A 12,250-nucleotide genomic window follows, 5' to 3' on the forward strand; every position below is an offset into this window, starting at 1 on the left:
TGTTCGAACGTCAAAGGCTGTGAAGGGCGCTACGGTCGGGCACTTCCAGACATTGCATGGGTGAAATATCGGGGTTCTGGATCGCCTGAATTGTGGCCTTGGCCAGAAATGCTCCGGTCGTATCCACGTTCTCGTGCACCACAATGATCTCGGGGCGCACAAATTGCAGCATTGGAATGGCCTCTTTCGACACGATGTCGAAATCGCGCCCAACCCGGAAATCCAGGCTTTCCATTCCAGCCACAACCGCCATGGTCGCGTTGGTCGAGGCGCATATGAATCCGTCTATCTTGGGGTCTGCAGCCATCTTTCGCGTCGCCCATTCACGGGTTTCGAATGTGGTGGCATCGCTGTGCACCTGTTGTGCAACATGCAGATTCACACCCTGCTTTTCAGCAGCCACCTTTGCCCCGTTCACCATCTCCAATGCATAGTTCTGGTCAAGCGGAGGGGCGACCAACACAAGGTTTCGACGCCCCTTGCGTACAAGTTCATCAACCCCCAGCCGCGCATAGGTGAAATTGTCGAAATCGTAATAAGCATGTTGCCCTGCCCACTTGGTGCGCCCATGGGTGGCAAAGGGAAACTTGCGGTCCATAAGGTATCTTGCGCGCGGGTCCTCGATCCGGACCTGATTGAAGATAATGCCATCGGCTGTCTGATTTTCAACGATATATCGCACCGACTCCATTGGATCATCATCGGGCAGGATCGGAATCACGTTCAGATGATAAGGGGTCTCACGAAGGGACACCCCGATCGACGATAACAGGCGCGCAGTGACATTCATCATTTCGCGTTCAGTCGACATCACCAGTGAGATCACATTGGTGCGTCCGGTCCTCAGACCAACGCCAGCGCGGTTCGGGACATAACCAAGTTCCTTGGCGATTTGACGAATCTTTTTCTTGGTTGATTCGCTGATATCAGGCGCATCCGCCAATGCACGCGAAACGGTGGGAACAGCCATTCCACTCACTTCCGAAATGGTCTTGAGGGTCGGCTTCCGAGAGCTTGATCTGGGCGCAGGGCTTTTGTTTTTCATCGTTTTTACCTTCGCTTTACTGAGGCCGATCAGAACTGCAGGGCGATATCTGATGGCGTCAAATCTATCCAGAAAGAAAACTGTTGCAAGCTCAATCTAAAACGTTATAGAAAAATCTACAACGATTTAGTTGGGAGGAAAATGCAATGAAGATCAAAGCCGCACTGGCAACCACTGCAGCATTTATTAGCGCTAGCGCGTTGAGTGCTGCCGATCTTGAGGTGACACATTGGTGGACATCCGGAGGTGAAGCGGTTGCTGTTTCGGAATTCGCCAAGGCCGTAAATGAAAAGACGGCGCATAACTGGGTAGACGGCGCGATCGCCGGATCCGGCGGCACGGCGCGTCCAATCATCATCAGTCGCATCCTGGGCGGTGATCCAATGGCAGCGACACAGCTGAACCATGGCCGTCAGGCGGAAGAACTGATCGAAGCAGGCCTGATGACGGACCTCACCGATCTGGCCGAGGCCGAAGGTTGGAAAGACTTCGTTTATCCTTCGTCCCTGCTAGAGGGCTGCACCTACGAGGGGCGCATTTACTGCGTTCCGGTGAACATTCACTCGACCCAATGGCTGTGGCTCAGCCACGACGCCTTTGAACAGGCCGGTATTGAGGTACCAAAGGACTGGTTCGAATTCGTCGCCGCCGCACCCAAGCTGGAAGAAGCCGGATTGGTGCCGATGGCACAGGGTCAGCAAGGCTGGCAGCAGGCGATCGCGTTCGGCGCATTGTCAATCAGTGTGGTCGGGATCGACACCTGGAGCAAAGTTGTCGTCGAAAAGGATGCCGACGTAGCCGGCGGACCGGAATATGCCAAGGTGTTCCAGGCTTCGGCTAATGCCCGCGAACTGGCGCGCAACAGCAACGTGCAGGACTGGAATCTTGCCACCAACATGGTGATCACCGGCAAAGCGGGTGGACAGATCATGGGTGACTGGGCTCAAGGCGAGTTTGCCGTAGCTGGTCAAGTGGCAGGCGAAGACTACACCTGCCTGCCAGGTCTGGGCCTGAACCAGGTCATCGACACCGGTGGTGACGCGTTCTATTTCCCCGTCGTCGACGACCCCGATGTAAAAGCTGCACAGCTTGAGATGGCCTCGATCCTGATCTCGAAAGAGGCACAGGTCGCCTTCAATCTGGCAAAAGGTTCGCTGCCCGTCCGGGGTGACATTGATCTGTCGACGGCAAATGACTGTATGCAGAAGGGTCTTGCGATCCTTGCAGCGGGTGGCGTGTTGCCCAATGCGGACCAAACTCTGTCCGCAGACACTCAAACTCAGATCAAGGATCTGATGGCCGAGTTCTGGGCTTCGGACATGACCGCCGAAGATGCACAGGCCCGGTACGCGTCGATTATCGCGTCTGCCGACTGAGCCTGACATGTCGGGGCGCGCTACTCCCCCCGCGCCCTGACCCTTAACGGGGTTACCCATGACACTTGCAGATACCGCACGCGTATCCGACAACCCGGTACGCCGTCCAAAACAACTGTTTCGCAACCTAAGCGCCAAATTCGCCTCGATCCCGATGATCCTCACGGCACTTGTGGTGTTTGTCGGCGGCACGGCGTGGACAGTCGCACATTCCTTCACCAAGTCTCGCCTGCTGCCAAAGTGGGACTTTGTTGGACTGGATCAATATGAACGGCTCTGGAACAGCAACCGCTGGATCATTTCGGTCGAAAACCTATTGATCTATGGTGTCTGCTCACTGGTTCTGACCATGGTCTTGGGTTTTACCCTCGCGGCCCTTCTGGATCGCAAGATTCGGTTCGAGGGCGCGTTTCGCACCATCTTTCTATATCCTTTCGCCCTGTCCTTCATCGTTACCGGTCTGGCCTGGCAATGGATCCTGAACCCCGATTTCGGCATTCAGGGCGTTGTGCGCAACATGGGTTGGGAGAGCTTTACTTTCGACCCGCTCAACGATCCGGATATCGTTATCTTCGGCATCCTGATCGCAGGTCTCTGGCAGGGCACCGGCTTTGTAATGGTCATTATGCTGGCCGGCCTGCGCGGAATAGATGAAGACATTTGGAAAGCCGCACGTGTCGATGGCATCGGCATCACCAAAACCTATGTCCGCGTGATCATCCCAATGATGCGCCCTGTTTTCGTGACCGCCTTGGTCATCATCGCCAGCGGCATCATCAAGCTTTACGATCTTGTGGTCGCGCAGACCAATGGCGGCCCGGGCATCGCATCCGAAGTCCCGGCCAAATACGTCATCAACTACATGTTCGAAGCGCAGAACCTTGCGCAAGGCTTTGCTGCCTCAACCATGATGTTGCTGTCGGTCATCATCGTGCTGGTCCCGTGGGCTTATCTGGAATTCGGAGGAAAGAAACGTGGTTGATGCGACATCCCCAACCGCTGGACGGATTCTGGAAGGCCCGCGCGGCAGCAAGCCGAAATCGCGTCTCTCGCGCCGCAACATATTCCTCTATGGCACGTTGCTGCTGGTTTCGATCTACTACCTGCTACCGCTCTACGTGATGATCGTAACCTCGCTGAAGGGGATGCCGGAAATCCGGTTGGGCAATATCTTTGCGCCACCTGTCGAAATCACCTTTGAGCCCTGGGTAAAGGCCTGGGCAGAGGCCTGCACGGGCATCAACTGCGATGGCCTGAGCCGTGGGTTCGGAAATTCGGTGAAGATCCTGATCCCATCGCTTATCCTGTCTATTTCGATTGCAAGCGTGAACGGCTACGCGCTTGCCAACTGGCGGTTCAAAGGGTCCGAAGTGTTCTTTACCATCCTGATCATCGGGGCCTTCATCCCCTATCAGACCATGCTCTATCCCATCGTGATCATCCTGCGGGAGATCGGGTTGATGGGCTCGCTCTGGGGGCTGGTTCTGGTGCACACGGTGTTTGGGATGCCGATCCTGACCTTGCTGTTCCGAAACTACTTCACCTCGCTGCCGGAAGAGCTGTTCAAGGCCGCCCGCGTCGACGGTGCTGGGTTCTGGGGCGTCTATTTCCGGGTGATGCTGCCCATGTCGATCCCGATTTTCGTGGTCGCGATGATCCTGCAGGTCACCGGCATCTGGAACGACTTCTTGTTCGGCGTGATTTATACAAAGCCCGAAACTTACCCCATGACGGTGCAGCTGAACAACATCGTGAACTCGGTCCAGGGCATCAAGGAATACAACGTCAACATGGCCGCGACGTTACTGACCGGCCTTGTCCCTCTCGTCATCTACTTTGTTTCCGGCAAACTCTTCGTACGCGGCATCGCCGCCGGCGCCGTGAAAGGTTGACCCTATGAACATTAATTCCCATTCCGTCGAAGTCCGCGATCTGGACCTGCACTTTGGCGAAGTCAAAGTTCTGCAAGAGCTGAACATCGACATCCATGAAGGCGAGTTTCTTGTGCTGCTGGGGTCGTCCGGTTGTGGCAAATCCACCCTGTTGAACTGTATCGCCGGGCTGCTAGACGTGACCGACGGGCAGATTTTCATCAAAGGTCAGAACGTAACCTGGAAGGAGCCATCAGACCGTGGCATCGGCATGGTGTTTCAGTCTTATGCGCTGTACCCGCAGATGACTGTCGAAGGAAACCTGTCCTTCGGCCTCAAGAATGCGCGCGTTGCCAGAGATGAGATCGCCAAGCGCGTGGCGCGGGCCGCCGAGATATTGCAGATCGAACCTTTGCTCAAACGCAAGCCGGGCGCATTGTCCGGCGGTCAGCGCCAGCGCGTCGCCATCGGCCGGGCACTGGTACGTGATGTCGATGTGTTCCTGTTTGACGAGCCGCTCTCGAACCTTGACGCCAAGCTGCGCACCGATCTGCGAGTTGAACTCAAACGTCTGCATCAGCAGCTCAAGAACACCATGATCTATGTGACGCATGATCAGGTCGAAGCGATGACACTTGCGGACCGGATTGCCATCATGAAAGGGGGCAAAATCATGCAATTGGGCAGCCCGGACGAAATCTACAACCGGCCACAAAACATCTATGTCGCAGGTTTCATCGGCAGCCCGGCAATGAACATGATCGAAGGCCGCATCGACAATGGCCATTTCGCCGGACACGACCTGTCGCTGCCGCTGGACGGCTACGAATTCGAAAGAACAGACCACCACGCCGGACCCGTTGCCATCGGTATTCGCCCCGAACATGTTCTGACCGGCGACGCGGTTGAGACTGCTGCAGCACAGGCAGAGGTCGAAGTTCAGATCGTCGAGAAACTGGGTTCGGACACTCTGGTACACTCCACCCTTGGGTCACTCAATTTACGGTTCCGCATGGATGGGCTTAGCCGCGTGACCGAAGGCGATCGCCTGCGAATTGGTTTCGATACTTCACGGGCTTCGCTGTTTGATGCCGTGACCGAGACGCGGTTGTAATCCGCGTCAGATGAAAGGAAATATCATGCCTGCTATTTCATATCAGCTTTACGGTTCGCGAAACTGGCCCCTGCTGGACACGCTCGCCATGCTTTACGCAACAGGATTTAACGAGGTCGAAGGATATGGTGCCCTGTTCGCCCAGGCACCTTCGCTCACGGAAGACCTCGCAACGGCGGGGCTGAACATGCCCACATTGCACTACGGCCTCGCCGACCTTGAACGCGACCCGGGCGCTGCGATTGATCTCGCCCAGGCTGTTGGAGCCGAAGCGGTGTTCGCACCCTTTCTAGATGCCGAAGACCGCCCGACGGATCGCGCCGGTTGGGAAGTATTTGCCGAACGTCTGGTAGCAGCCGGCAAACCACTGCAAAAGGCCGGGCTGATCTTCGGCTGGCACAATCACGATTTCGAACTGGTCGATCTGGGTGATGGCGTAACACCGCTGGACATCATCGCCGGGGCCTCGCCCGATCTGAAGCTCGAGCTTGATCTCGGCTGGGTCGTACGCGCCGGGCTGGACCCGGTTCACCTCATCCGAACCTACGGCGATCAGATACATTCGGCGCATATCAAGGACCTTGCACCGCAAGGCGACTGTGTTGACGAAGACGGTTGGGCCGATGTGGGTTATGGGGTCATGGACTGGACCGCGATCCACGGCGCGCTTCAGGGCGCCGGCGTCTCTCGTTATGTCATCGAACACGACAACCCGAACGACCACCACCGTTTCGCGTCGCGTTCGCTGGCAACCGTACAAGCCCTTTGAGGATATTCCATGAGCAATCTTGGCGTCGGCATCATAGGATGCGGCAGCATCTCTACTACGTACCTAAAATTTGCGCCCCTTTTCAGAGGGCTGGAAGTCCGCGCGGTCGCGGACATCAATATGAGCGCGGCACAGTCCCGCGCCGAAGAGAATGATATCCGCGCCGAGACGGTAGATGACCTGCTGGCCGCCGACGACATTGACGTTGTCGTCAATCTGACCATCCCCGAGGCCCACTTCGACCTAACCAAGCGTATTCTCGAGGCCGGAAAACACGCCTATTCAGAAAAACCTCTGGTCCTGACATTGGATCAAGGCGAAGCCCTGCGGGATCTGGCCGAAAGCAAAGGGCTACGCGTGGGCTCGGCACCGGACACGTTTCTGGGTGGTCCGCACCAGCAAGCACGGGCGGTCATCGATGACGGCCAGATCGGCCGCGTGATCGGCGGAACCTGCCACGTGATGTCCCGCGGCATGGAGCATTGGCACCCAAATCCGGACTTCTTCTTCCAACCCGGTGCAGGCCCGATCCTTGATCTCGGCCCATACTACATCACCAATCTAATCCAGCTGATCGGTCCGGTTAAGGCCGTCTGCGCCATGACCGCCGCAAGTTTTCCCACGCGTACAATCGGCAATGGCGACCGCGAAGGCGAAGAGATCCCGGTCAATACGCCAACCAATATCCACGCGCTTCTTGAATTCGAAAATGGCGCCATCGTGACCTTGGGGGCCAGTTGGGACATCCGCGCTCATACACATCCAAATATGGAGCTATACGGCACCGAGGGCACGATGCAGGTGCCCGACCCAAACTTCTTCGGCGGAGACGTGATGGTTTCCGATCAAGCTGGCGACCTGCATCCTTTGCCTGGCTCAGAGCATCCATTTGGCGTTCCGAATGAAATCCACGGCGAGGATAGGCTTCTGGCCAACTATCGCACCGCTGGGTTGGCGGACATGGTACAAGCAATACTGGAAGGACGTTCCCACCGTTGCAATATCGATCTGGCCATTCACGCGGTTGATGTGATGACGTCCATTCTGGACGCAGGGGAACACCGACGCTGGGTTGAAACCTCGACGACATGCACCAGGCCCGATCCACTGACCGAGAATGACGCTCGTTTATTGCTTGTCCCATAGACGACGCTATCCAGTTCGCGGTCTTGTTCTATGTTCGGTATGATATCTCCGTGATCTGGAAGAGATCATGCATGTCAGGGGCACCGATGGCCTTTCCCGAGTCTGCGTGGTGCTCGATCAATTCAGCGACTAAATGGGGCATCTGTTATCCGTTTACACAAGCATCGGTTGCTTTCGCAGAGGAAGGCAGTTGCTAAGTTACGCGGACATACAGACGGCCCAGCTTGTCGATTGCAACGACCATAACATCCCCGCGATTGACCGGACCAACTCCAGAAGGTGTTCCTGAGAGGATGACATCACCAGCGGCAAGCTCGAAGTAGTCGCTCAGGTAAGAGATCATCTCGGGAATTTTCCAAATCATCTGGTTCAAGTCGCCTTCTTGCCGTACTTCACAAGGTGCTGTCAGACTAATTCGAACCAGTCTCAGTTTGCCTGAGAAACCGCGAACCTATCCGGAACGGTGCTGTAAGACGAATTCGAACCAGTCTCAGCTAGGCCAGTAGAGCTGTCCTTTATTCGGCAAAAAGTCCGCGCCACTCGGCGAGAGCGGCGGCGCGGGTCAGCTTGAAGATGTCTCGGCTGGCTAGCGATCTTTCCTGGTTGAAGTGGTTGTATACGGAGGAATGGACGGCGGCGAATTTCTGCAAACTTCGCATCCGCCTGAAACGTTGCATGGCGCGTTCACGCCGTCGGAAAGGAAGATGTGAATTCTCGACGCGGTTGTTGAGCCACCTGCCCGTCTGTTGTTTTTCGAGCGCACCCAGCTCTCTGAGCGCGGCTCTGTATGAGGCGAAGCGATCCGTGACGACGGTTTCCGCTTTGCCGTGTCGCTTCATTAACTTCTTGAGGAATTTCAGTGTAGCCTGCTTGTTTCGGCGCTTGGTGACAACGGTTTCCAACACCTCGCCCTCGTGATCAACGGCCCGCCAAAGATAATGCCGCTTGCCATTCACCTTCACGAAAACCTCGTCCACGTGCCACTTCCATTTGGAGAACGCGCGCAGCTGCTGAACACGCTTCTGCCTTATCTCAGCAGCAAACATCGGGCCAAACCTGTTCCACCAATACCGGATAGTTTCGTGGCTCACGTCGATGCCTCGCTCGTGCAGCAGATCTTCGACATTCCGAAGCGAGAGCGGGAAACGAATGGACAGCATCACTGCAAGGCGGATGATCTCGGGACTGGTTTTAAAGTACTTGAAAGAGGCAGGTCTGGTCATGGGCAAAAGCCACGCAACACCCCTGCCCGCCTCAAGCCAAGTTCTTCTGACAATACCCGGTTCTGAAGTGAGGAACGACGGAACTCAGACCCGTTTTACGAAAATTCCCTGTAAATTGCCGCTTATCAGGGAAATCCCTCCCAAAGCGAACCCGACAAAATGCGGCACTGAGACTGCCGCCGGAAGTGCGTTCTGAGTGTACGGTTTGCTCCGTCTCTGATTGAAAGCGCACACGCTAACGCGCGGGAATTGCGGCACAATTCCGGGTAAGAAAACACGACTGAAGTGAGACGGGTGTGAGTGGCGGGGAGACAGGGATTCGAACCCTGGGAACGCTCTCACGTTCAACGGTTTTCAAGACCGCCGCATTCGACCACTCTGCCACCTCCCCGCGTGCCGCAGGGTCTAAGCTGTGTTTCAGGCAGAGGCAAGCCATAAAGCGGGAAATCTTGCCTAAGCTTCAGCAGCAGTCTTTCCTTAGCCCCGTGCCCGCGTTATCATTCGCGGACAAGACCGCTAGAGACTGGCAAGAAGAACCAGCAATCACGCGGTGGGGCGCGGCCAATATGGCCTTGTCAGGCAAGGGATTGAGACAATGGAGCGAGCTACGGGCACACGCTTTGGGCCACAACGGCTGGCAATTCTGGTCGTGATTTTGGCCGCACTGGCCGGGTGCGAAGAAGGGTTCAGCCTGCAAGAGGCCCCGGAAGAGGAAGTTGCGACCGAAGAGGCGGACAATACCAACAGGTTCGAATTGTTCCCAGACGCAGCACCTACGAACCAGCGTGATGTTGAGGCACCCGATGTATTTCAGGTAACCGAAGCCGGACTTTGGGATGGACGCCCCTCTCTGGGTGGAATTTGGGTGGCACATCCTGATGTTACTCAACCCGAGCGGGTGCGGATTAAGAACACAGCCAACAACAAGACAGTTACGGGCGCATTGTTCCGCCGTGAGCGGGCTTTACCTGGACCTGCGCTACAGGTCTCTTCCTCGGCTGCAGAACAACTTGGTATGCTGGCGGGGGCCCCAACCAAGGTTCAAGTCGTGGCGCTGCGCCGTGAGGCGATTGAGGTGCCTCCTGCCCCTGAAGAGACAGAGGCGACCGAAGATGGAGAGGTTGCGGAAGGAACCGAAGCGGCGACGGAAACAGCTGAAGGCGAAGCAGTCGAACAGCCCGTTAAACGTAAGTGGTGGCAGAAAAAACCAACCGATGACACGAATGCTGGTGCTGCAGTCGTTGCTGGGGCAGCCGCTGGCGCCGTCGTCGCATCTTCGGACGATGAGTCGGCCCCTGCCGAATTGCAAAGCACCGAGGTTGCCGATGCAGATCCACAAGCGACTGAGCAACCAGTCAAACGCAAATGGTGGCAGAAAAAACCAACGGATGAAGCCAACGCTGCGGCAGCAGGAGCAGCTGCTGCCGCCGTCACAGAGGCTGATGCCGCCCCGACCGAGGTGCAGTCGGCGGCATTGTCAGACCCAGAGATAACACCGCCAACTGAGAAGCCCGCTAAGCGCAAGTGGTGGCAAAAGAAAAACCCTAACGAGATCACCGAAACGCCTTTGGACCCGATCGCAGGTGCTGCGGCAGCAATTGAAGCATCCGAGCCGACCGCTGCAGCGGCACCGGTGGCAGCAAGCACTGCAACGGCAGGAGGCTTATCCAAGCCGTATGTTCAGGCTGGAACTTTTGGCGTTGAATCCAATGCCAAGAGCGCAGCGGAAAAGATACGTCGGAATGGGATGAATGCTGACGTGTTTGAACTGAAAGGTGAAGACAAATCAGTATGGCGCGTTCTGGTTGGACCTGTTGCAACACGCAGCGAACGCCGGGCATTGTTGAATGACGTCAAAGACCTTGGGTTTACTGATGCCTTCACGGCCAAGAACTGACTGAACTAGGAGGCGAATGATGCTTTCCGCTTTACGATCAACCTCTCTTGCCATCGGGCTGGCACTAATGGCGCTGCCGGCCTATGCGTTCGACACCACCGCGCGCGCTGCTTATGTGATCGATCAGAAAACCGGCACTGTGCTGTTGTCGAAAGACGCTGATCAGCCTCTGCCCCCGGCTTCTATGTCGAAACTCATGACGCTTTATGTCGCGTTTGAAGCGCTGCGCGATGGTCGCCTTACGCTGGACGAAACTCTGCCCGTATCTGAACACGCCATGAGCTATGGTGGCTCGACCATGTTCCTGAACACGCAGGACCGTGTGCGGGTCGAAGACCTTCTGCGCGGGATCATTGTGCTATCTGGAAACGACGCCTGCGTCGTGATTGCCGAGGCATTGAGCCCCGACGGGACCGAAGCCGGGTTTGCCCGTTTTATGACCCAGCGCGGGCAACAGATGGGTATGAACAACTCAAACTTTGCCAATTCTAATGGCTGGCCTGCTGCGGGGCACATGATGTCTGTGCATGATCTGGCAGTTCTGGCCGATCGATTGATCACTGATTTCCCTGAATACTATCCCCTCTTTGCGGAAGAGGTTTTCGAATTCGACGGTCGTGCCCCGTCGAACGCACGCAACCGCAATCCTCTACTGAAACTGGATATCGGGGCCGACGGTCTCAAGACCGGTCACACGCAAGAAGCAGGATATGGTCTGGTTGGTTCGGCCAAACAAGGGGATCGCCGGGTTGTCTTTGTGCTCTCCGGGCTCGACAGCGTCGGCAAGCGGGCAGAGGAGGCTGAGGCCGTGGTTAACTGGTCGTTTCGAAATTTTGTCGAGAGGACAGTTGCCAAATCGGAAGAACCGGTAGCGCAGGCCAAGCTTTGGATGGGTGCGGAAAAAACTGTGGGTTTGGTGCCCGAAGGCGATCTGACCCTGCTATTTCCAGTCCTGGGCAACAAGGACATTGAGGCCGAAGTCGTTTATGAGGGCCCGATCAATGCGCCGGTCAGCAAAGGCCAACAGCTGGCTGAGTTGGTGATCAAACCCGAAGGCCTACCGGAAATCCGCCGCCCGTTGGTGGCAGACAGGGATGTCCCCCTCGGCGGGTTTGTCGTCCGCATGATGACAGTGGGCGGCATCGTTCTAAAAGACGTGATCAACAATCCGCTGGAGCAAATGTGACGGCGCGCGGCACGTTTCTTACCTTCGAAGGCATTGACGGATCCGGCAAGTCTACACAAGCTCGACTGCTGGCCGATCACCTGCGACGTGAAGGCCGCGATGTCATTCTGACTCGGGAACCGGGTGGGTCTGCCGGTGCCGAAGAAATTCGCAATCTGGTTTTACAGGGCGACCCGGATCGTTGGTCGGCCGAAACGGAAATTCTGCTATTCACTGCAGCCCGGCGTGACCATCTGGAACGCACAATCGAACCCGCACTGGCCGCTGGAAAAGTGGTCATCTGCGACCGATTTGCCGACAGCACTCGCATGTATCAGGGGATGTCGCGTGGCGATCTTCGCAGCCTCGTGGATCAGCTGCACAATTTGATGATCGGGCGCGAGCCTGACCTGACACTACTGATCGATATGGATCCGGAAACCGGTCTATCACGCGCTAAGGGTCGGCAAGGTGCCGAAGAACGGTTCGAAGATTTCGGTGTCGATCTTCAACTGCAGATGCGTGCAGGTTTTCTCGCTCTGGCGGACGAATTCCAGGATCGTTTTCGAGTAGTGAACGGCAATAGGGACATGGACAGCGTCGCGCAGGATGTGACAGATATTGTTATGACTTCTCTGCGATAG

11 protein-coding genes, 1 tRNA gene and 1 pseudogene are annotated in these 12,250 nt (G+C 56.4%); 9 read left to right on the top strand and 4 right to left on the bottom strand.

Annotated elements, in window-relative coordinates; all coding sequences use genetic code 11:
- Nucleotides 1–10: 10 nt before the first annotated feature.
- On the bottom strand, nt 11–1,045 hold the full coding sequence (locus AC2FI7_RS07545) for a LacI family transcriptional regulator (RefSeq protein WP_029622126.1): 1,035 nt from the start codon (nt 1,043–1,045) through the stop codon (nt 11–13).
- 146 nt (nt 1,046–1,191) lie between these two features.
- On the opposite strand from AC2FI7_RS07545, the gene AC2FI7_RS07550 reads away from it, so the two are divergent.
- From AC2FI7_RS07550 to AC2FI7_RS07575, 6 genes are read left to right on the top strand one after another with little or no spacing between them, the layout of a single operon-like run.
- Complete coding sequence (locus AC2FI7_RS07550; protein WP_010442688.1) at nt 1,192–2,421, top strand: ABC transporter substrate-binding protein; 1,230 nt, start codon at nt 1,192–1,194, stop codon at nt 2,419–2,421.
- Between the two features lie 58 nt (nt 2,422–2,479).
- Nucleotides 2,480–3,403, top strand: a complete 924-nt coding sequence (locus tag AC2FI7_RS07555; protein ID WP_010442689.1) for a carbohydrate ABC transporter permease — start codon at nt 2,480–2,482, stop codon at nt 3,401–3,403.
- Nucleotides 3,396–4,313 (top strand): carbohydrate ABC transporter permease, encoded by a 918-nt coding sequence (locus AC2FI7_RS07560; protein WP_010442690.1) that lies wholly within the window; start codon nt 3,396–3,398, stop codon nt 4,311–4,313. Before AC2FI7_RS07555 ends, AC2FI7_RS07560 begins: the two co-directional genes overlap by 8 nt.
- Before the next feature lie 4 nt (nt 4,314–4,317).
- On the top strand, nt 4,318–5,406 hold the full coding sequence (locus AC2FI7_RS07565) for an ABC transporter ATP-binding protein (protein ID WP_010442691.1): 1,089 nt from the start codon (nt 4,318–4,320) through the stop codon (nt 5,404–5,406).
- Nucleotides 5,407–5,431: 25 nt separating this feature from the next.
- Nucleotides 5,432–6,175 (top strand): sugar phosphate isomerase/epimerase family protein, encoded by a 744-nt coding sequence (locus AC2FI7_RS07570; RefSeq protein ID WP_029622127.1) that lies wholly within the window; start codon nt 5,432–5,434, stop codon nt 6,173–6,175.
- Between the two features lie 9 nt (nt 6,176–6,184).
- Nucleotides 6,185–7,321: a Gfo/Idh/MocA family protein gene (locus tag AC2FI7_RS07575; RefSeq protein WP_010442693.1), complete on the top strand. Its 1,137-nt coding sequence runs from the start codon at nt 6,185–6,187 to the stop codon at nt 7,319–7,321.
- 193 nt (nt 7,322–7,514) lie between these two features.
- On the opposite strand, the pseudogene AC2FI7_RS07580 reads toward AC2FI7_RS07575, so the two are convergent.
- From AC2FI7_RS07580 to AC2FI7_RS07590, 3 genes and pseudogenes are all read right to left on the bottom strand, one after another.
- Nucleotides 7,515–7,739: pseudogene (locus tag AC2FI7_RS07580) on the bottom strand (fumarylacetoacetate hydrolase family protein); the annotation flags it as partial.
- A gap of 97 nt (nt 7,740–7,836) precedes the next feature.
- Nucleotides 7,837–8,544, bottom strand: a complete 708-nt coding sequence (locus tag AC2FI7_RS07585) for an IS6 family transposase (protein ID WP_496815656.1) — start codon at nt 8,542–8,544, stop codon at nt 7,837–7,839.
- 301 nt (nt 8,545–8,845) lie between these two features.
- A tRNA-Ser gene (locus AC2FI7_RS07590) sits at nt 8,846–8,935 on the bottom strand.
- Nucleotides 8,936–9,139: 204 nt separating this feature from the next.
- On the opposite strand from AC2FI7_RS07590, the gene AC2FI7_RS07595 reads away from it, so the two are divergent.
- Genes AC2FI7_RS07595 through tmk form a run of 3 tightly spaced genes read left to right on the top strand, consistent with a single transcriptional unit; the run spans nt 9,140 to nt 12,250 of the window.
- Entirely contained in the window at nt 9,140–10,441 is a 1,302-nt protein-coding gene (locus AC2FI7_RS07595; RefSeq protein ID WP_029622137.1) for an SPOR domain-containing protein, read from the top strand.
- Nucleotides 10,442–10,460: 19 nt separating this feature from the next.
- Nucleotides 10,461–11,627 (top strand): D-alanyl-D-alanine carboxypeptidase family protein, encoded by a 1,167-nt coding sequence (locus AC2FI7_RS07600; protein WP_010442735.1) that lies wholly within the window; start codon nt 10,461–10,463, stop codon nt 11,625–11,627.
- Nucleotides 11,624–12,250, top strand: a complete 627-nt coding sequence (tmk, locus tag AC2FI7_RS07605; RefSeq protein ID WP_010442736.1) for a dTMP kinase — start codon at nt 11,624–11,626, stop codon at nt 12,248–12,250. Before AC2FI7_RS07600 ends, tmk begins: the two co-directional genes overlap by 4 nt.

The sequence above is a fragment of the Ruegeria sp. YTSA064 genome, from assembly GCF_059610325.1.

Excerpts from the sequence above, each read along its gene's own strand:
- AC2FI7_RS07545 (WP_029622126.1), bottom strand. The coding sequence starts at position 1,045 with ATGAAAAACAAAAGCCCTGCGCCCAGATCAAGCTCTCGGAAGCCGACC.
- AC2FI7_RS07550 (WP_010442688.1), top strand. The coding sequence starts at position 1,192 with ATGAAGATCAAAGCCGCACTGGCAACCACTGCAGCATTTATTAGCGCT.
- AC2FI7_RS07555 (WP_010442689.1), top strand. The coding sequence starts at position 2,480 with ATGACACTTGCAGATACCGCACGCGTATCCGACAACCCGGTACGCCGT.
- AC2FI7_RS07565 (WP_010442691.1), top strand. The coding sequence starts at position 4,318 with ATGAACATTAATTCCCATTCCGTCGAAGTCCGCGATCTGGACCTGCAC.
- AC2FI7_RS07570 (WP_029622127.1), top strand. The coding sequence starts at position 5,432 with ATGCCTGCTATTTCATATCAGCTTTACGGTTCGCGAAACTGGCCCCTG.
- AC2FI7_RS07575 (WP_010442693.1), top strand. The coding sequence starts at position 6,185 with ATGAGCAATCTTGGCGTCGGCATCATAGGATGCGGCAGCATCTCTACT.
- AC2FI7_RS07585 (WP_496815656.1), bottom strand. The coding sequence starts at position 8,544 with ATGACCAGACCTGCCTCTTTCAAGTACTTTAAAACCAGTCCCGAGATC.
- AC2FI7_RS07595 (WP_029622137.1), top strand. The coding sequence starts at position 9,140 with ATGGAGCGAGCTACGGGCACACGCTTTGGGCCACAACGGCTGGCAATT.
- AC2FI7_RS07600 (WP_010442735.1), top strand. The coding sequence starts at position 10,461 with ATGCTTTCCGCTTTACGATCAACCTCTCTTGCCATCGGGCTGGCACTA.